Consider the following 19,726-nt stretch of genomic DNA (forward strand, 5'->3'; position numbering starts at 1 on the left):
GTGAGAGCACTGACAGCCTCGGAAATAATTCACTTGTGGGAAACAGCGTATCGTTTTCACCCTATTGATCAGGCATTGTCTATCTTGCAGCAGGCAATGCCCGGACATACCCGTGAGCAATTGGCAGCGATGTCATTGGGGGAGCGCGATGACCTGTTGCTGGCCCTGCGCCAGCTCACTTTTGGCGATACCTTACCAGGGAAGGACACCTGTCCTCACTGCAATGAGAGGGTCGAGTTTGCATTAAGTTGCACAGCTCTATCGGTAGACACCCCGGAGCCAAAGAGAAGACAGCTCGTCACAGATGGGTTTGATGTAACCGTGCGTCCTCTTACGAGTTTTGATCTTGGTGCCGCTGCCAATGCCTCTACTGTGGACGAAGGGCGTTCTCTGCTCTTGGAGCGCTGTGTGGATGAAGTTCTTTATCAAGGCGTACCCACTCCTGTTCAAGCACTGCCACAATCGATACAAAACAGTATCGCGGAAACCGCCTTGGCGACTGATCCCCAGGCAGAGAAGGTGCTTGAGCTGAGTTGTCCCGCCTGTAAAAATGAGTGGCAGAGCCTGTTGGACATTGGTCATGTCCTCTGGATGGAAATCTGTGCCTGGGCACAACGCCTGCTCTTGGAAGTGCATCAGTTGGCCACGGCGTATGGCTGGACCGAGGATGAGATTCTAAAGCTGGGGCCGGTGCGGCGTGCGACCTATTTACAGATGGTGGCGCCATGAATGATTTTTTGACGCGCATAGCTCAACTCAGCCGCGGTGAAGTACGTGTTATCGCGCCACGTTTGCCGAGCCTTTTTGCACCACCTGCGCATGATGATCTTGCAAGTGCAAGCGACACGGTCAAGGCAACTGTTCAGCCTGTGGGCAAGGCTGCAGTCTACAAACAAACAAAACAAGCTCCCATTGTCCATATGGTTGTTGCAGAAACTGCTCGACCGGTACCTCCTGCTGAACGTTCGACACAACAGGTTCAGCCTCAACAAACGATAACAGGATATACAGACAAGAGAGAGAAAACCGCCCACACTGTTGTCGCATCACAGGACAACACGTCCCCAGAGCAGCACATTGCCGAACCGTTATCAGGCCGTAAGCAGGAGTCTCCTGTACCAGCACAGATTTCGTCGGCTGAGTCAATGGATTTGAGCGAGTTTACAGAGTCCGAGCATAGCCAATCAAACGCATCGCCATTGGAAAAGGTGCCAGCCAACGCTCCAGAACAGGTTGAAGTCCCGTTCGATACCGTCGTCGACCAAAAAGATCAATCAGGAACTATGACCTCTCAAGCCATCCTGCAGCTCGTACCGGACCATAACATCCCCTATACAACCCCACAGCAGGCCATGTCAAAACTGCCTGGATCCACTGAGACAGCTGGACAGCAGGAAACAACAGTGCATGTCAACATCGGCAGAGTTGAAGTCCGGGCGCAGCCGGCAGCACCTGTTACTGCGCCGCGAACTGTCCGCCCCAGAGAGAAGAATAATCTCTCTTTACATGAATACCTCAATCGCAGGGGAGGCCGCCCATGAGCAGTCCTCTGGCCATCGCCTCTGTTACAGCTGTATTACGTGACCTGCTCAACAACGGCTTTATCGATCACAATATTGTCGGTTCGGTGGGCAGCAATGTCACCATTACTGCTGTACCGCCTGACACTATCCCGCTCGACAGCACCAACGCCACTACCCAGCTTAATTTGTTTTTGTACCGGGTTACGCCAAACCTTGGCTGGCGCAATGTTGATCTGCCGTCACGCGATGCCCGTGGTGTTCGACGGACTAATCCGCCGCTGGCACTGGATCTGCATTACCTGTTGACTGCTTATGGAGCGGAAGAGCTACATGCCGAAATTCTGCTCGGGTATGCCATGTACCTGATGCATGAGCGCCCAACACTTGATCGTCAGGCCATTCGTACCGCTCTGGCCGGCAGTACGGTGGATGGTTCGATCCTGCCGCCGAGCTATCAGGCGTTGTCGGCTGCCGAACTGGCAGATCAGGTGGAACAGATTAAGATTACACCGGCAAATATGAACAGCGAGGAGATGTCCAAATTGTGGTCGGCCATGCAGGCAAAGTACCGGCCAACGGCAGCCTATGCCGTCTCTGTGGTGTTGATCGAGGCCGAAAAACCGACCCGTTCATCCTTGCCTGTACTGACAAGGGGACCGCGTGATCCAGTCACAGGACGCGAGGCAGGCATTACAACGACAGCAGGCCTGATTCCACCTTTTCCCAGCCTGATAAATGTGGAACCTCCGAATCAACAATTGGCGGCAGTCCTTGGTGACACCATCACCCTGCATGGTCACCATTTACGTGGCACTTTACTGGAAGCACGTTTTGAACATGTCCTGCTTGATGATCCCATACCGGTAACTATCGGCACGAATGCAAATAGCGATCGTGTCGATGTCACTTTGCCCAACGATGCCGCCGCCATAACAGGCTGGCCACCGGGGAGTTGGCGCGTCAGCCTCAGCCTGCTACGACCAGGCGAAACAGAGCGACGCAGCACTAACAGCTTTCCGGTGATGCTGGCGCCGACACTTGATATCGGCAGTTCCACTGTCACTCGTGATGTCGGCACCGGTGCTGTCACCATCCAATTGGTCTTTACCCCAGAGGTCCGACCGGCTCAAAATGTCAGCCTTAACGTTGGCGGCTATGAAGCCCTGCCTATCGATCTCAGTGTCCAAACCGGTAACCTTGATTTTGTCTTTTCCACCTTAGCGGATGGCAACCAGTGGCTGCGTCTACGGGTTGACGGTGTTGACAGCCTCCTGGTCAATCGCGCCGTCAAACCGCCGGAATTTAATTCCTCTCAACAGCTGGTGGTCCCGGTATGAACGCGCCTGATACGCATCAATGGATTGAGAGCAATCAGCAGGCTCTGAGCGAAGAAATTGCCTGGCTCCGTGGTTTGTTGGAAAATGCAGCTAGTGGGTCGGCAGCTACTGTCGAACGGCCTGAAATAAAGGCATTCGCGCTTGACTTTGTAGCAGAGCACTTTCAGCTCTCCAACTTTGAGAGGTCCATTATCCTGCTCTGTGCCGGCATGGAGCTTCATTCAGATATCAGCCGATTATGCAGCAAGGTACAGGGTGATCATGCCGACTATCCGACTTTTGGCCTGGCCCTGTCTGTATTGCCTGAGGAACACTGGAGCGCCATATCACCCGAGTCACCACTTCGCTACTGGCAGTTGATCCAGCTACACGACACCGGCCGTCTTACCATGGCACGCCTGACACTGGATGAGCGTATATTGCATTTCTTGCTGGGTGTCGACAGTTTGGATCAAAGGGTGGCTGGACTTGTCCAACCCCTCCCTCAAAGCAATAGCCTGCCGCCTTCGCAGCAACAACAGGTAGAACGATTGATCAGTCTTTGGCGTGACAGCAGTAAGCCACCTGTTGTTCATATTCAAGGTAATGATGCTGGTGCCGGTCGTGATGTGGCGGCCCATGCCAGTGCTTTGGTTGGTATGCAGGCGTTGCAAATGTGGGCCCCTGATATTCCGGTTGCTGCCGATGAACGTAGTCTTTTGGCTTGCCTGCTCGCCCGTGAGCATGTGTTATCCCGTAGCACCCTTGTAATTGATGCCACCGATAGCCGGACTGCTCATCTGTCGACCTTTATGGAGCTCTTGGATTGTCCATTGTTGCTGCTTGGCGAGCGCCCCAGAGCTTTACGGCGTCATTGTGCTGTGATAGAAGTTGATACGCCCACCACTGAGGAACAGTGTCACTTGTGGGAGAGCGCATTAAAAAGGTTAGAGACTGACGATGAGGTTGAGGCTGATGTACTGCCATTGACCGGTCAGTTCAATTTTTCTTCAGCGGCTATTGCAAGTACTGTTGAGACGTTACAGGTCGAGCTCAATCTAGGCATGCCACTGGACAAAGCCCTGTGGCAAACCTGCCGCCAACAGAGCCGTGGCGGCTTGGATCATTTGGCGCAACGGATAACCCCGCATGCCGGCTGGGAGGACTTGATTCTGCCCAAAGGGCATAAAGCTATGCTTCGCGATATCAGTCGCCAAGTACGTTACCGCACCACGGTGTATGAAAAATGGGGCTTTGCTGGTAAAAGTGAGCGCGGGCTGGGCATCAGTGCCTTGTTTGCCGGCGAGAGTGGCACCGGCAAAACCATGGCCGCTGAAGTACTGGCAGGCGAACTCAATCTTGATCTGTATCGCATCGATCTCTCCTCGGTGGTGAACAAATACATCGGTGAGACCGAAAAAAATCTTGAACGCCTCTTCTGTGCTGCGGAAAGCAGTGGCGCCATCCTCCTGTTTGACGAGGCCGATGCTCTGTTTGGCAAACGCAGTGATGTCAAAGACAGTCATGACCGCTACGCTAACATCGAACTGGCCTATCTGCTGCAACGGATGGAATCGTATCGCGGTCTCTCCATTCTCACCAGTAATATAAAATCGGCACTCGATGCTGCCTTCATGCGTCGTATCCGCTTTGTCGTCCAGTTTCCCTTTCCCGATCTGGAGCAACGGAGCGCTATCTGGCAGCATATCTTTCCCGACCAGCTGCCTCGTGCGGAGCTCAATATCGAACAACTGGCCCGTCTTAATGTGACTGGCGGCAACATCCGCAATATTGCCATGAATGCGGCCTTTTTAGCGGCTGATCAAGGCAGGCCGCTGTGCATGGCCGACTTGGCCCATGCCGCACGAATGGAATACGCCAAGCTGGAGAAGCCACTTAACGAATCTGAATTGAGGACATGGATATGAAAACAACCATCAACCTCAATATTGAACGTATTGTCCTGCATGGACTGCATCAGGTCGATCGTTATGCCTTGGCTGAAGCTTTGCGACAGGTTCTGGTTGAACAACTCTCATTACACCCTGCTATTTCCTCAACAAATCTACCTCGCCTACGAACAAAAATCACGCTACCCATCGATGAAGGAGCTGATCAGTTAGGCCAGGCCTTGGGGCAAAGTATAAGCAGCATCATTGCGCAGAATACGGGTGCAATACAATCAGGCAAAAAAAATCAATTGGGAGGCAGTCACGATGCGTAACCACGCCTCTTCAACAAAGCAGGAGCATAACCACAGCTCTTTTACGTTACAGCGCAAGCCGACTTTACACGTAGGCGAGAAAGACGACGCTTATGAACAAGAGGCTGACAGAACAGCAGACGCCGTGATGAATGGTGTTGCCCACAGACGAAGCTGGTCATTCTCGAAAATTAATATTTCGCCGTCACTGCAACGCCAACAGAAATCTAAACCAAAAAGCGAGGGGGAAAAATATAAGGAAGCGGCCAAGAAGCTAGGCGAGGCCTTTCTCGAAACCGGCCCAGGCAAGGAGATTAAAGAAAAAGCAGAGAAACTGGGTGATGCGTTTATTTCGACACTACCCGGCAAGATCATCGCAGGCTCAGCGATCACAGGCGCTGTCGCAGCACTTGCAGCGACCCACAAGGAATTGCCCATCGACATCCCTGAGATTCCGCTGGATAAGATAAAGCCGGGCCTCAAGCTCAAGATAACATACGAAGGACCGGTAAATAACCCTACCAAGGTCATGGTCGGCTTCAGCATACCTCTGGCTGAAGCCAAAAAAAGTAAGAAGCCCGCTATGACCAAATCGCAACAGTTCCGTGCTGAAACGGCCCGCATGGCAATGGAGCAGCACCAGTTTCGTGAGTCAATGAAAACACCGGCGCAGAAAGCGGAAGAGCAAAACATGATTACTGCATGGGTTCTCTATGGCGCCACCGGTTCTCCATTCTCCTTGGGTACCGCAGGAATAGGCTTAGGACAAACCACAACACCATCACTGTCTGGAAAAGCTTTTCCCCCACCACTTGCACCCTATGCTTCAGAGTTCAGGATAAGCGGCGAACAACCAAAGAGAGAAGAACCGAAAAAAAAGAAAGAAGAGACACCGGTTCAACGCAAAACAAACGGCACCGTTCAGAAGAGTGGTGTGCCTGCAATTGTCTATGAAACGTTAAAAGATCCGGGACACTCTCTTGATGAAAACACACGGACCTTTATGGAGTCTCGATTCGGTTACGATTTCAGTCAAGTGCGCATCCACGCCAATGCCCGAGCAGGCCAATCGGCCCGAGCGATAAGTGCATCGGCCTATACTGTAGGAAACAATCTTGTCTTTGCAGACGGCAACTATTCACCCTATTCACCTCAAGGGCGACATCTACTGGCACATGAACTTGCTCACGTAATACAGCAACGAGCTTCAACGCAGCCACCTAAAGGGGGACTCCAACTTGACACCGGGGCAGGAGCTCTGGAACATGAAGCCGATGATGCAGCGTTTGGGGCCCTACACGGGAAAAAGGTTTCAAGTGGGAGTTTCTCTCAACTGAGAGCCACGCAAAGAATTCAGCGTGCAGAACATGGCACCTATGTTTCAAAGCTCGGTGAAAAGGATTACCTGGATGCCGGTGCGCGCTTCTATAAGACGTGGGGTTACCCTAATGTCAAGCGCGTATCCAACATGGATGATGTACTCACCGATCTGGATCGTGGTAAAGGCCCCATCGATAAATTTCGCATAGTTTCCCACGGATCGAGTACCGGCTTGGACCTTGGCCTTTTGCCGCAATTGTCGCCGGAAGAATTTGGTGCCGATGCGGCAACGTTTACCACTCAAAAACGCTTTCGCAAACAGTTTGCGAAAATGAAATTGGTCAGCGAATCATTCTTTAAACGTATATACAGACTGCTGCAAACGGATACCAAAACCGGAGCACTGCTCACGTTACTGGGTGCCGGGAAGAGAGCTCCGGCAGCTACAAGTGCACTCGGTATCGTACTGCGCGCCATAGTGGATCAGCGTTTTTTGGCCGATGTCAAACTCCCCTCCGGCAAACGACCAAAAATTGCCCACCGTGCTCAATTGAATGCATTTGTCAATCAACGTCTAGGCCTCTATCGTAAGATTGTAGTGAATATAGGCACCAGTAAAATTGAAAGGAAAAAACGCACCAAGGCCATTGCTGAATTGATCAAACACCTGCCGGCCGTTTTGGCTTCCAACACGATCACATTCACCCCAATGGAGCAGGAGGTAGCAGATTCGCTAGCCGATCCGTTTCTGGAAGGTGCAGGGAAGCAGAAGCGTCTACGACGGGATTTGACTAAATCGATTGGAGAAGGTGCAGATGGCCCTTATCTGCGCAAGTTGCGGAGAGTGAAAAATAAAATCAGCGACAAGACCCACATCGAAATTAGGGGTTGTAACGTTGGCCGCAAGCCGGATTTGCTAGATACCTACCGGGGGTATTTCGGACGCTCCGGCAACCTACCGTCAATCTCAGCTCCTGACTTATACCAATACTTCTTCAGGCTAAGCTTCCAGACTTACCTCAAAAATCCGACCGAAGATGCAAAACTAGAAGCTGCATTTGATGAACCATCTACAGGGCTGGCGAGAGGGTTTGAAGATCTTAAACGGATGCAGGCTGGTGAGATGACACGAGTAGTCAATGAAAAAAAACTGACGGACCTAGCGATCAAGTACGGTTTTAATGCTGCAAAGGTGCGTAAACTCAATCCTGAGATTAAGGATCCAAACAAGCTCAAGCCTGGTGATGTCGTTTGGCTGGTACAGCGGCGCAGCGTTACCGCAGGAATCTACCGTACGTTATCGGATTTCTGTAAGGGGTACCTGGGCAATCAATACACCTGGCCCAAGGTATGGGGAGCCAATCCGACCATCAAGAACCCGTCGAAGCTCAAACCGAACCAGGTGCTTCAATTGCCGGCAGCTGTACTGACACCGCCAGTGGCGACAGCAGCTCCGACTGTACAGGAGTTCACTGCAGCGGTTCGAAGCGGCAAGCTGGTCGCTGGGGTGAGTGCGGAACATAACAAACCCATCGTCCATATGGACAATTCCAAGCGAGCCAAGGCCCTTGCAGAGTGGCTGGTAGCGCAGAAGTTTGACCCCAAGGGACGAACCGCAGTTGCCCTGAGTAAATACTATAAAAAAAGATTTCGTAAGGCTGCGGAGATGACATACATCGGGCTATTATCACGTCGCTATCCTACTATTGTTGACCCCATATTTCCCGAGGACCCACGTCATGACAAACATATTATCCGGCGCCCCTAGAGGAACCAAAAAACACTCACGACAGAAGAGTGAGTACAATGGTCGTGAAAATTCATTTTTATCATGTCGGTAATCAGAATGGGTGGCAATAATAGTCAACAAAGTTAAGCAGATACAGGGAGGAAAATGAGCTCTTTTCCAAATTCACCCAACCTCCTAAAAGGCGGTATCGTCATTATGGAACCGGACAGCGGTAAGGTGATTCGCATCATCTCCTTGCAATACAATCCGGATACCCTGACCAGAACGTTTCAGGTGCAGTCTTATAGTGAAGGCACTGATCGCGCAGAGGCCTTGCGCCTGAAGAGCTCACCGGTTGAGAACATTAAACTGGAAGCCGAGATCGATGCCACGGATCAATTGGAGTTTCCCGACCAGCACCAAAACATTGTCGAGAAGGGCATTCATGGGCAGTTGGCTGCTCTGGAGATCTTGCTCTATCCTACAAGTGAGGCTCTGCAAAACAATCATGAACAGGCGGGCAGGGGAGTGCTGGAGATCGTGCCGATGGAAGCGCCGCTCAGCCTGTTTGTGTGGAGCAAGCACCGCGCCGTCCCTGTACGGATAACCGAGTTTTCCATCACCGAAGAGGCCTTTGATACATCGCTTAATCCGCTTCGGGCCAAGATCAATCTCGGTTTCAGGGTATTGTCGGTGAATGACCTCGGTTTCAAGCACCGAGGTGGCAGCCTGTTTATGAGTTACCTGAAAAATAAAGAGGCACTGGCCGGCACAGTTGGCAGCGCCACTCTCAATAGCTTGGGTCTGGAGGGGTTGTGATGAATGATCCGTTAAAAGCCCTGCTCGATGCAGGAGTGCTGAATATATCCAAGTTTCCGGAAAATAGTCGTTACCACGGCGTGTCGATCACGACCCTTGCGCAGAGTAACCAGGAACCGATCGCCTATCTCAAACGTCGTTTTGTGCCTTCACCAGAGCGCTTTGCCGTGATTCAGGAACATACAGTGGTTGAAGGTGATCGGGTCGACAATCTGGCGGCGCAATACCTGGGTGATCCTGAACTTTATTGGCGCCTGTGTGATGCCAATGGGGTCATGCGGCCCGACGAGTTGACCGAAATTACTGGTGACAGGGTCGCGATTACGTTGCCTGAAGGGGTACCGGGGGAGAGCGATGGCTAACGCTATTGAACTCAATCTGTTTATCGGGCCGGCGATACCCGTCCCAGCTCCACGGGCGGCGATTGATGCGCTGGAGAAGGTACAGGTGCAGGTCAATGGCGGCGATATGCCAAGTGGTTTTGAGCTCAGTTTTTCACTCTCCAAACGGTCACCGCTGCAGACGCTGTTTCTGCTCACCGGTGGGAGCACTATACCTGTCATGCGGGTGGTGATCATGGTTAGCCTGGGTGGTATTAGCGAGGTCATCATGGATGGCGTTATGATCCATCACGAGATCCGTCCCGGCAGCGATGGCGGCAAATCAACCCTTGTTGTCAAAGGTAAAGATCTCACCGCGCTGATGGATTTTATCGAGCTGGATGGTATCCCTTATCCAGCCATGCCGCCGGCGATACGGGTACTGACTATCCTCGCAAAATACGCCGCATTTGGCGTAATACCAATGGTCATACCCAGCGTGGTGGAAGACCTGCCGATTCCAATCGAGCGTATTCCTACCCAACAAGGCAGCGATCTGGCCTATGTTTCGCAGTTGGCCCATGAGGTAGGTTATGTCTTTTATATCGACCCGTTACCGGTGCCTGGAACTGTTCGTGCCTATTGGGGACCGGAGATCAAGGTCGGTCCGCCGCAACCGGCATTGAATACCGACATGGATGTATTCACCAATGTTGAATCACTCTCCTTTCAATTTGATAAGGAGTTGAAAGAAATGCCGGTGGTTTTCATTCAGAATCAGGCCACTAAGGCACCGATTCCAATCCCCATTCCCGACATCACTCCCTTAAATCCACCCTTGGGCGCTGTGCCACCGCTGCCGCCCAAACTTAAATTTTTGAGTGACACTGCCAAGCTGTCACCCATTGGAGCGGTTATGCAGGGGATGGCGTATGCCTCGCGTCATTCCGATGTGGTAACGGGTGAAGGCAGTCTCAATGTCACCCGCTATGGCCGGGTGCTGAAAGCGCGACAACTGGTCGGGGTACGAGGTGCCGGCGAAGCCTTTGACGGGCTCTACTATGTGAAAAGCGTCACCCACAATATTGAACGCGGCGAATACAAGCAAAACTTTTCCCTGGCTCGCAATGGCTTACTTTCCACTACACCGAGGGTACCTGTATGACTGAGAATCAACTCCATTTTGGCAAATATCGTGGCACAGTGGTGAACAATGTCGATCCGATGCAGATAGGTCGTCTGCAGGTGATGGTGCCTGATGTTTCCAACGTGATGCTCTCCAGTTGGGCCATGCCCTGTGTGCCGGTAGCCGGCATGAACATGGGGATGTTCACCTTGCCGTTGATCGGTGCCGGTGTATGGGTTGAATTTGAACAGGGGAATCCGGATTATCCAATTTGGGTGGGGTGTTACTGGGGAACGGCTGCGGAGGTACCGGTGCTGTCTCGTACCGTGCCGCCGGCAGTGCCCGGCATCACCCTGCAGACACCGTTGAAAAACGGGGTCGTGATTAGTGATGTGCCCGGCCCCACCGGTGGCATTCAATTGCAGACCGCAACCGGCGCCATGATCTCGGTAACCGACATCGGTATCACCATCTCCAATGGCAAAGGAGCTATCATCAACATGACCGGGCCGACGGTGGATATCAATGCCGGCGCGCTGACAATTGTTTGAGGAGGAATAAATGAGCCTGTTTATTTACTGTCTTTTCGCCCAATCTCTTCGTTATACTGAAAAAATAATCCTCGGAATATCAACTATATGCCTGTGGTTATTTTTACAGTATGCCTCGACCTTGAACGAAAATCCTATTAAATCAACAGACTCATAAAGACATATGCCTGCTCCCATCCTCCATCTCGGCGCAACCGTCACCTGCTTGCATGCCGGTCCTGCGCAACCGTTATCCCCGTTTCCGCGGGTTTTGGTCAGTGGTCAACCGGTGGTTACCCTGGCCACGCCCTACGCTGTGAGTGGATGCTCGCTCAGCGGCTCCGGGGCACCACCCTGTGTCACGGCACAATGGGTGGTGGGGGCTGTACGTGTAATGGCAGGAGGGGTACCGGTGGTTGTTCAGACCAGCACCGCAGTCTGCACCCCGACTGGCACAGGACTGTTGCCGCTGGTGGCACAAACTAGGGTATTGGCGACATGAATAGAATTGACTATCCTTTTCAATTTGATGGACGGGGCCGCACAGCTCAGAGTAACGAGGATGAATATATCCGTGAATTGATCGAGCAGGTATTACTCACAGCCCCGGGCGAACGCGTCATGCGGCCCACTTTCGGCAGTGGTGTGCGTCAACTGTTGTTTGGTGCTGCCAGTCCGGAAGTGGCCACTGCCAGTCAGTACCTGGTGCAGAGTTCATTGCAACAATGGCTGGCCGACCTGATTACCATCGAAGCCGTTGATGTGCAGGCGCAAGAGAGCGCTTTACTGATCACTGTACAATACGTCGTGCGTCGTAGTCAGACTCGTGCCAGGGCAGAGATCAACGTAGCAGGAGGGGCACCATGAGATATTACTGCTGCGATGAACGCCGCCGCGAAGTGGTCAAACTGACCGGTACCCTCAACGGCCTCGACTATGTGGAAGTCGACGATAGCGGCCTGCCGCTTGATCCGATGCGGCAACTGACGCTGTTTCTCAAGTTCCTGCGGCCACCACCTGTTTTGAACCAAGAGAACGTTATTATCGATGGCGGCGAACGGATCGAAGAGGTTGCAATTGATTGGCTCGCTCCGGCTACGGCCTTGCCCCCAGGTGAGCCACCAGACCTGGTTGACGAGCTTGATTCCCTAGATCATTTCCTGGTGATTCGCACCAAGTTTCCGGGCGATTTTTCCTTATATGATTTGCGCTTGGTCAGCGCTCCAGGGATTGATACCCCGCCGGCCGGTTTTGACCCCCTGCTCTCAACGTTACAATTTTCCTTCAAGGTACAGTGTGCGTCGGATTTTGATTGCGCGACTAAAACCCCCTGCCCGAAAGAATCAGCAGCCGTGCCGCAACTTGATTATCTGGCCAAGGATTACCCAAGCTTTCGTCGGTTGATGTTGGATCGGATGAGTTTGCTGTTGCCCGACAGGCGCAACCGCAATGCTGCCGACCTGGGTATTACGTTGGTTGAACTGCTGGCCTATGTCGGCGACCATCTCTCCTATCAACAGGATGCTGTGGCCACCGAAGCCTATATTGGTACAGCACGGCGCCGTACTTCATTACGGCGTCATGCCCGCTTAATGGACTACCTGGTACATGAAGGCTGCAACGCCCGTTCCTGGCTGCGGGTGTTTGTGAATGATAATGGTGTTGAACTGCCAAGAGGCACAGCCATGTTAACCAGCACCCCCGATCTCGACGACCGCATCGTCCCCAACAGCGATGCCTGGCTTGATGCTTTGGCTGCCGGTGCCGAGGTGTTTGAAGCCATAGAAACAAACCTGCTCTATCAAGAGCATGAAGAGCTGAAGTTTTATACCTGGGGTGAGCGCGAATGCTGCCTTCCCAAAGGCGCGACAGCAGCGACTTTAAGCGGGCACTACCCCAATCTCAAGGCAGGCGATGTATTGATCTTTGCTGAACAACGTGGACCACGCACCGGCTACGACGAAGATGCCGATCGCACCCACCGGTGGGCCGTGCGATTGAGCCATGTGCTATTGGCTGAAGACCCCTCAGGTGGCTTGTTTGTAGAGCCGCCCAATAATAATCCCACTCCGGTGACGGAGATTCAGTGGCAAAAAGAGGACGCCCTGCCTTTCCCGCTGTGTCTCTCGACCATCACCGATCAGGATTATGGTGAAAGTTATCTCGACCAGATCAGTGTCGCCTATGGCAATGTGGTGTTGGTTGACCATGGACGGACTATTGAGAGCGAAAAGTTGGGTGAAGTGCCCAAGGCCGTGCTTGCCGCCGCAGCAACAGCTACCCATGTCACCTGTGCCCGTCCTGCCCAGCCAGTCATTGTGCCTCGTTTTCGGCCGCGACTGGATGAAAAACCGCTCACCCATGCCCTGCCGCTGCAACGGCAACACCTGCTGAGCATGCCAACCACGCCAACTATCCTGGCCGACCTGGAGGCACGCAACTATTCCTCTGCTGTGCAATTGGCTCTGCAGAGTCAGGGCGTGCAGTTCAGCGGTGCGGTGATCGTACAGGGTGGAGACGGAACCTGGTCGGTCGCCGACGGTAACAGTGCGTATCGTCTGGTGCTGGAAGCCGGGCAGCTCCAGATGTACGAACAGGGGAAAGCAGCAATTCGAATGACCGCCGCTGACCCCAGGCGGGCCAGGCCGGAAATCAATCTCACTGGTCGCTACTCGGGTAATGAGAGCCTGTGGTTGCCGCGCGCAGACCTTTTAGCCAGCGATGCCGCGGCGGAAGAATTTGTGGCCGAGTGTGAACATGACGGCAAAACCTACATCCGCTTTGGCGATGATTATCACGGCAAACGTCCCGATGCCGGCACCGAGTTCACTGCCGACTATCGTATCGGTAATGGCAGCAGTGGCAATGTCGGTCTTGAGTCAATCGTTCATGTCGTGAGTGATGATGCCCGCTTGCTGCGGGTGAGCAACCCACTCCCAGCTCAGGGCGGCGTTGATCCGGAAACGGCTGAACAGATTAAACGCGATGTACCGCAGGCCTTCCGCAAACAAGAACGAGCCGTCACTCCGCAAGATTACGCCGATGTCGGCAAAGCCCATAGCGATGTCCAACAGGCTGCCGCTACCTTCCGCTGGACCGGGAGCTGGCATACTGTTTTTCTTACCACTGATCGCCTGCAAGGGCAGGCCGTTGACGCAGCGTTTGAGCAGGAAATGCTTGACCATGTGGAGCCCTACCGAATGGCAGGGTATGACCTGGAAGTGGACGGTCCGCGTTATGTGCCGCTGGAACTTGAGATGACTGTTTGCGTCAAACCCGACTATTTTCGTGCGGATGTACGTGCTGCCTTGATGCGTATTTTCAGTAAGGGCTGGTTGGAAGATGGACGCCCAGCCATGTTTCATCCCGACAATTTTACTTTTGGTCAGCCGGTCTATTTGAGCGAACTCTATGCAGCGGCTCAGTCGGTACAAGGTGTGGCCTCAGTGGTGATCGATACATTTAAACGCTTGCGCATGCACAGTGACCCAATACCATTAGAGCAAGGGGTTTTAACCCTGGACCGGCTTGAGATCGCCCGTCTGGACAATGATCCCAATTTCCCCGAGCGTGGTGTGTTCAGGCTTGATGTGGGAGGTGGCAAATGAGTAAGACTGACTTCACACCGCAAGACGCCTGTGGTTGCTGTCAAGGTGTTGGCAGCCAGGCCCCGGTAGTTATCCACAATCGTCCTGGTCTGTCGGCCATCGCCTATCGCATTGGCGATCATGCTGATGTGCTGGCCACCATGCAGGCGCGTCTTTCTTCTCAGGAATATCCGGCCCTGGCACGATTGCGTACCCGTGATTCGGATGACTACTCCATTGCCCTGCTCGACGCTTATGCCTCGATGGCTGATGTGTTAAGCTTTTACCAGGAACGGATTGTCAACGAATCCTTTCTGCGCAGCGCCAGTGAGCGGTTGTCCTTGCAGGAACTGGCGCGCTTGATCGGTTATCGTCTTAACCCCGGCGTTGCCGCCGAGACCTATCTGGCCTTTACCGTAGAGGAGGCCGAAGGTGCGCCTGAAGAAGTGAGACTGGATAGCGGCATCAAGGTACAGAGTGTGCCTGGACAGGATGAAAAACCACAGATATTCGAGACGGTTGAGCAGATTGAGGCCCGACCGGAGTGGAATCTGCTTAAGCCGAGAATGAGCGAGATGATGCTGCCGGTGCATGGTACGCGAGTGATTTATCTGCAGGGTACCGCAACCCAGCTCAAGGTCGGTGATGCGTTGTTGTTTGTCGGCAGTGAGCGTGAAGCTGATACCGGTAGTGAGCGTTGGGATTTTCGCCGAATTCAGGACCTGAGGATTGACAGCAATGCCAACCATACTGTTGTGACATTAGAAAAGGGGGTAGGCTCGACCATTCCTTACGTCGCCCCTTCAGCTGATCCAAAAGTTTATGTTTTGCGTTTGCGTACCTCGCTCTTCGGCCACAATGCCCCTGACTGGCGGATCATGACCAACGAGGTCAAACGCGGGTATCTGGGTTTGGAGCCTTCCAACACCATTACTGCTACAGAGTGGCCCGGTTTTACCATTGCCGATATTTCCGACCCACCCACCAATGGTGCCACCGGCACTGGCCTCTATGGTGTGTATTACAATGATAAAGATTTATCCGAGCGGGTGCTGAGTCGCATTGACAGTACCGTGAATTTTGATTGGGGAAGCGGCTCACCTGATCCTTCGATTGTTAACTGGACCTTCTCGGTACGGTGGACAGGGTGGGTACAGGCACCTGCAACTGGTGAGTACACTTTTTATACATTGTCTGATGATGGAGTGCGTTTGTGGGTTAATGGCGTCTTGGTCATCAACAACTGGAGCATTCATGGCGCCACCGAAGACAGCGGTACTATTACCCTCAACGCCAACGAGAAATATGACATCACTCTGGAGTATTATGAAAATACCGGCAACGCGGTGATCACACTCTCTTGGGCCTATCCGGGGCAGAGTAAACAGATCATTCCTCAGTCGAGGCTCTATCCGCGAAATACCCATACGCTGCATCTGGATAACACCTATTCGCAGATCGTGCCGGACAGCTGGCTGGTACTCTCTGTGCCCGAGTACCAGGAGTTGTACCAAGTCTCCACTGTCGCTGAGGACTCCCGAGCAAGTTTCACCCTCACTGGTAAGACAACGCGATTGGTGCTCAAAGGTGAGAACCTGCGAGAACTGTTCAATGAAAAAATACGCGAGACAGCTGTGTTTGCGCACAGTGAGCAGGTGACTTTAGCTGAGACCCCCATTGTTACCGATGTCAAAGACAGCTCTGTACGGGTAAATCGCAATGTGCAGGAATTGCAGCCTGGCCACATGTTCATACTCAGCGGTGAAACCACAGCAGGCGAAAAAGCCGGCGAAGTGGTGACTTTGCTTGAGACAGTGCCGGACGGCGCATACTCTACACTTGTATTCACCAGTGCCCTGCAACATAACTACAAACGCGACACCGTCAGTATTTACGCCAACGTAGCGCGAGCAACCCATGGTGAAACCATGCACCAGATACTTGGTAATGGGGAAGCGCGTCAGGCCCACCAGCGCTTCAGGCTTCAACATGCTCCGCTGACCTATGTCAGGGCGGATAACGAAAGCGGCGGTGAGGCGGCATTGGAGGTGCGGGTTAACGATATCGCCTGGCATGAGGCTTCCACTCTGTATGGCACCGAGGCCGGTGACCGTAAGTATGTGGTACGGGTTGATGAGGACGGCGTCGGTGAGATCCAGTTCGGCGACGGCATCCATGGCACGCGGCTCCCGACGGGGCAGGAGAATGTGCGTGCCATCTATCGTAAGGGTATCGGCAGCGATGGTAATCTCAAATCCGGTCAGTTGAGCCAATTGCTGACTCGTCCCCTGGGGCTCAAAGAGGTCACTAACCCAAGGGCTTCCAGTGGCGGCGTGAATGCCGAATCACTTGACGATGCTCGCCGTAACATGCCGCTGGGGGTGCGAACCCTTGGCAGGGCTGTCTCTTTGTTGGACTACGAAGATTTTGCCCGTGCCTATACCGGCATTGCCAAGGCCCAGGCCGGCGTGCTGTCCATACGCGGGATCAGCACTGTTTTTATCAGCGTGGCCGGTACCAATGGCGTTCAGCTTGAGGCTGGTAGTCCGACCATCAACAGCCTGCTTAATTCACTCAAGAACAACAGCGATCCCTTTGTAGCCTGCGATGCTGCGTCCTATAACGTGGCCTATTTCAAGCTGGCGCTCAACATCAAGCGACATCCGGATCATGAGCTTGATAGTGTGGTGGCGGATGTTGAGAAGGCACTGCGGCAGGCCTTTTCCTTTGATAATCGTGACTTCGGCCAAATTGTAGCTCGCTCTGAAATAATTAATGTGGCGCAGCAAGTCAAAGGCGTTGTCGGTGTAGATGTGGATCGTTTCTATCGCGGCACCAGCATGAACCTTGAAGATCGGCTGGTACCGGCAGCCGCTGCCGTTGATGACAATGGAGACGGCGTGGCGGCTGAGTTGCTGCTGCTTGACCCCGGTCCGTTTGACTATCTGGAGGAGATGCTATGAGCAGTTTGGCAGAAACCATGTATCAACGCCTGCCCGCTATTCATCGCATTCGCGATGCCGGCCGGGGCTATCCTCTGCGTGAACTGTTGAGTGTGATAGCCGAACAGGTAGCGGCGATGGAAGAAAACATGGAGCAGCTTTACGATGACCAGTTCATTGAGACCTGCGCTCAGTGGGTTGCGCCGTATATTGGCGATCTGATCGGTTACCGTACCCTTCATGGCGTGGTACCAGGGGTGGCTTCGCCGAGGGCAGATGTGGCCAACACAATTCGTTATCGTCGTCGTAAGGGTACGGCCTCGATGCTCGAACAGGTGGCTCGAGATGTTACCGGCTGGCCGGCGCGGGCTGTTGAATTTTTCCAGTTGTTGGGATGGAGTCAATATATGAATCACCAGCGACCCAGCGCCCATTACGCCCCTGACCTGCGGCAATGGCAGAAGCTGCAATGGCTCGACGGCCCCTTTGACACCGTGGCCCACACTGCAGAGGTGCGGCGTATCTCCACCGGCAGTGGTCGCTATAATATTCCCAACATCGGTTTGTATCTATGGCGGGTACGTGCCTTTTCCCTGACTCGTTCGCCGGCTGTGGCTGATACTACCCTGGGCGGCGGCCTGCTCCTGCGCTTTAATCCGCTTGGCACTGATAGCCCGCTTTACAACACTCCCGAAACCGAAGAAAAGATCAGTCATCTTGCCGAACCGATCAATGTGCCCCTCTCATTGGATCGTCGCCGGCTTAAAGCCAACCTGGACGATTACTATGGTCTGAACAAGAGCATGGTTCTTGAGTGGCAAGGAGCTACACCAAGCGACCCTCCACAACTGATTCCCAGGAGCGATGTCGATATCTGCGACCTGAGTGATATCGAAGATGGAGGTGGAACCGTGATCGGCTGGGCCCATCAGCCGGCAGCCGGTTCGGGAAGGATCGCTATTGATCCGGTGCTGGGGCGCATCGCTCTTGGCGATGTACCAGCCACAACGCTACTGGCCACATTTCACTATGGCTTTACCCTAGCCATTGGTGGTGGCGAATATGAACGCGGCACCAGTGGGTTAGTGCCACCGGTGGTAAGTGTCAGTGGTGGCGCTGTGTTGCAAACCGCCCTCGATGCCGTCCAGGGTGGGGGAGCCGTTGAGGCGACTGACAGTTATCGTTATCTGGAGACACCCGGTATAACCGTTGCTGCCCAAGCCAGTGTTACCTTGCGGGCCGGCAACGGGCATCGACCATTACTGGTGGCCGGAGGAGCAGTTAACCTCAATCTGGGAGCTAAGTCGACCCTGACCCTGGATGGCTGGGTTATCACCGGCGGTACGCTGAGCATGATCGACTTTGGCGATGATGAACCTCGCAAATTGATCCTGCGCGACTGCACTATCGTACCCAGCAGCACTGAACCGGCCTTGTCTGTTGCTCATCCTTTTGCCAAGGTTACCCTGGAGCGTTGTATCACAGGTCCGCTGCATATCGCTGCTGATGCCGAAATCGAACTGCGTCAGTGCATAGTCGATGCCACCGATGCTGAATTGGTTGCTTATAGGGCTCCCGGCAATGCTCCGGCCGATGAACTTCTGCCTGGTGGTGCCATGACGCTAGAAGGCTGTACCGTGATCGGTAAAGTCCATACGCGGCAGCTTACCCTGGCAGGCAACTGTCTGTTTGTGGCCCTGCTGGCACAAAGCGGTGAGACGTGGCCTGCACCTCTGTGGGTTGAGCGTCGTCAGACAGGTTGTGTACGTTTTTCCTTTGTTCCGCGCGGCTCGCGCACACCCCGGCGCTATCACTGTCAACCAGAGGAAGGCGATCTGCTTACGCGGCCTCACTTTACCTCGATGCTGTATGGTGATGCCGGTTACTGTCAACTGCTCCTGGCAACACCGGAAAGTATTCGTCGGGGTGCTCATGACGAGAGTGAAATGGGGGTAATGCATGATCTGTATCAGCCGCAGCGGGAAACCAATATACAGATACGATTGGATGAGTATCTGCGTTTTGGGCTAAAGGCAGGTATTTTTTACGCCAGTTGAGAAGGATGCAGAGCAACTGGGATGCTAGAAAAAAATAAAAGGATGTAACTATTCAGCAATACAATCGGGGTCCCGGCCTCTATTTGAAAAGTAACGAGCAAAAGCAGATTTTAAAAATCTTAAAAGAAGCAGAGTAATCGTTCATTGGCATCCAGTTTTCGCCAGCGATCCGTCTCGAGCGTAGGGTGGATAAGCGTAGCGCATCCACGCTGAATCCGGTTTCTGGGAGTGGTGGATGCGCTACGCTTATTCAC

At 53.4% G+C, this 19,726-nt stretch carries 15 protein-coding genes; all 15 read left to right on the plus strand.

Annotated features, from left to right (window positions below):
* Nucleotides 1-729, plus strand: a complete 729-nt coding sequence (locus ACHZCY_RS15820) for a T4 family baseplate hub assembly chaperone (RefSeq protein WP_319549588.1) — start codon at nt 1-3, stop codon at nt 727-729.
* On the plus strand, nt 726-1,541 hold the full coding sequence (locus ACHZCY_RS15825; RefSeq protein WP_319549589.1) for a hypothetical protein: 816 nt from the start codon (nt 726-728) through the stop codon (nt 1,539-1,541). Before ACHZCY_RS15820 ends, ACHZCY_RS15825 begins: the two co-directional genes overlap by 4 nt.
* The gene (locus ACHZCY_RS15830; RefSeq protein WP_319549590.1) at nt 1,538-2,860 is read left to right on the plus strand and encodes a Pvc16 family protein; all 1,323 of its coding nucleotides are present in this window, start codon (nt 1,538-1,540) and stop codon (nt 2,858-2,860) included. Before ACHZCY_RS15825 ends, ACHZCY_RS15830 begins: the two co-directional genes overlap by 4 nt.
* Nucleotides 2,857-4,767: an ATP-binding protein gene (locus ACHZCY_RS15835; protein WP_319549591.1), complete on the plus strand. Its 1,911-nt coding sequence runs from the start codon at nt 2,857-2,859 to the stop codon at nt 4,765-4,767. The genes ACHZCY_RS15830 and ACHZCY_RS15835 overlap by 4 nt, the downstream gene beginning before the upstream one ends.
* Nucleotides 4,764-5,063: a hypothetical protein gene (locus tag ACHZCY_RS15840; protein ID WP_319549592.1), complete on the plus strand. Its 300-nt coding sequence runs from the start codon at nt 4,764-4,766 to the stop codon at nt 5,061-5,063. The genes ACHZCY_RS15835 and ACHZCY_RS15840 overlap by 4 nt, the downstream gene beginning before the upstream one ends.
* Nucleotides 5,056-8,130 carry a DUF4157 domain-containing protein gene (locus ACHZCY_RS15845; protein WP_319549593.1) on the plus strand — a complete coding sequence of 1,025 codons (3,075 nt, stop codon included), beginning with the start codon at nt 5,056-5,058 and terminating at the stop codon, nt 8,128-8,130. Before ACHZCY_RS15840 ends, ACHZCY_RS15845 begins: the two co-directional genes overlap by 8 nt.
* Nucleotides 8,131-8,256: 126 nt before the next feature.
* A complete protein-coding gene (locus ACHZCY_RS15850; protein WP_319549594.1) occupies nt 8,257-8,910 on the plus strand; it encodes a hypothetical protein in 654 nt (217 codons plus the stop codon).
* Nucleotides 8,910-9,272 carry a hypothetical protein gene (locus ACHZCY_RS15855; RefSeq protein WP_319549595.1) on the plus strand — a complete coding sequence of 121 codons (363 nt, stop codon included), beginning with the start codon at nt 8,910-8,912 and terminating at the stop codon, nt 9,270-9,272. The genes ACHZCY_RS15850 and ACHZCY_RS15855 overlap by 1 nt, the downstream gene beginning before the upstream one ends.
* On the plus strand, nt 9,265-10,395 hold the full coding sequence (locus ACHZCY_RS15860) for a hypothetical protein (RefSeq protein ID WP_319549596.1): 1,131 nt from the start codon (nt 9,265-9,267) through the stop codon (nt 10,393-10,395). The genes ACHZCY_RS15855 and ACHZCY_RS15860 overlap by 8 nt, the downstream gene beginning before the upstream one ends.
* Complete coding sequence (locus ACHZCY_RS15865; protein ID WP_205222006.1) at nt 10,392-10,907, plus strand: phage baseplate assembly protein V; 516 nt, start codon at nt 10,392-10,394, stop codon at nt 10,905-10,907. The genes ACHZCY_RS15860 and ACHZCY_RS15865 overlap by 4 nt, the downstream gene beginning before the upstream one ends.
* Nucleotides 10,908-11,070: 163 nt before the next feature.
* Entirely contained in the window at nt 11,071-11,388 is a 318-nt protein-coding gene (locus ACHZCY_RS15870) for a hypothetical protein (protein ID WP_205222005.1), read from the plus strand.
* A complete protein-coding gene (locus ACHZCY_RS15875) occupies nt 11,385-11,753 on the plus strand; it encodes a GPW/gp25 family protein (protein ID WP_319549597.1) in 369 nt (122 codons plus the stop codon). The genes ACHZCY_RS15870 and ACHZCY_RS15875 overlap by 4 nt, the downstream gene beginning before the upstream one ends.
* A complete protein-coding gene (locus tag ACHZCY_RS15880) occupies nt 11,750-14,494 on the plus strand; it encodes a putative baseplate assembly protein (RefSeq protein ID WP_319549598.1) in 2,745 nt (914 codons plus the stop codon). The genes ACHZCY_RS15875 and ACHZCY_RS15880 overlap by 4 nt, the downstream gene beginning before the upstream one ends.
* A complete protein-coding gene (locus ACHZCY_RS15885; RefSeq protein ID WP_319549599.1) occupies nt 14,491-17,436 on the plus strand; it encodes a putative baseplate assembly protein in 2,946 nt (981 codons plus the stop codon). The genes ACHZCY_RS15880 and ACHZCY_RS15885 overlap by 4 nt, the downstream gene beginning before the upstream one ends.
* Nucleotides 17,433-19,472, plus strand: coding sequence for a hypothetical protein (locus ACHZCY_RS15890; RefSeq protein ID WP_319549600.1), 2,040 nt, complete (start codon nt 17,433-17,435; stop codon nt 19,470-19,472). Before ACHZCY_RS15885 ends, ACHZCY_RS15890 begins: the two co-directional genes overlap by 4 nt.
* Nucleotides 19,473-19,726 lie beyond the last annotated feature (254 nt).

The organism is Desulfogranum marinum (assembly GCF_963675105.2).
GTDB lineage: Bacteria > Desulfobacterota > Desulfobulbia > Desulfobulbales > Desulfobulbaceae > Desulfogranum > Desulfogranum marinum.

Coding starts and splice junctions, on each gene's coding strand:
- ACHZCY_RS15830 (WP_319549590.1), top strand. CDS start 1,538: ATGAGCAGTCCTCTGGCCATCGCCTCTGTTACAGCTGTATTACGTGAC.
- ACHZCY_RS15870 (WP_205222005.1), top strand. CDS start 11,071: ATGCCTGCTCCCATCCTCCATCTCGGCGCAACCGTCACCTGCTTGCAT.
- ACHZCY_RS15825 (WP_319549589.1), top strand. CDS start 726: ATGAATGATTTTTTGACGCGCATAGCTCAACTCAGCCGCGGTGAAGTA.
- ACHZCY_RS15885 (WP_319549599.1), top strand. CDS start 14,491: ATGAGTAAGACTGACTTCACACCGCAAGACGCCTGTGGTTGCTGTCAA.
- ACHZCY_RS15840 (WP_319549592.1), top strand. CDS start 4,764: ATGAAAACAACCATCAACCTCAATATTGAACGTATTGTCCTGCATGGA.
- ACHZCY_RS15890 (WP_319549600.1), top strand. CDS start 17,433: ATGAGCAGTTTGGCAGAAACCATGTATCAACGCCTGCCCGCTATTCAT.
- ACHZCY_RS15850 (WP_319549594.1), top strand. CDS start 8,257: ATGAGCTCTTTTCCAAATTCACCCAACCTCCTAAAAGGCGGTATCGTC.
- ACHZCY_RS15880 (WP_319549598.1), top strand. CDS start 11,750: ATGAGATATTACTGCTGCGATGAACGCCGCCGCGAAGTGGTCAAACTG.
- ACHZCY_RS15875 (WP_319549597.1), top strand. CDS start 11,385: ATGAATAGAATTGACTATCCTTTTCAATTTGATGGACGGGGCCGCACA.
- ACHZCY_RS15835 (WP_319549591.1), top strand. CDS start 2,857: ATGAACGCGCCTGATACGCATCAATGGATTGAGAGCAATCAGCAGGCT.
- ACHZCY_RS15845 (WP_319549593.1), top strand. CDS start 5,056: ATGCGTAACCACGCCTCTTCAACAAAGCAGGAGCATAACCACAGCTCT.
- ACHZCY_RS15860 (WP_319549596.1), top strand. CDS start 9,265: ATGGCTAACGCTATTGAACTCAATCTGTTTATCGGGCCGGCGATACCC.
- ACHZCY_RS15855 (WP_319549595.1), top strand. CDS start 8,910: ATGAATGATCCGTTAAAAGCCCTGCTCGATGCAGGAGTGCTGAATATA.
- ACHZCY_RS15865 (WP_205222006.1), top strand. CDS start 10,392: ATGACTGAGAATCAACTCCATTTTGGCAAATATCGTGGCACAGTGGTG.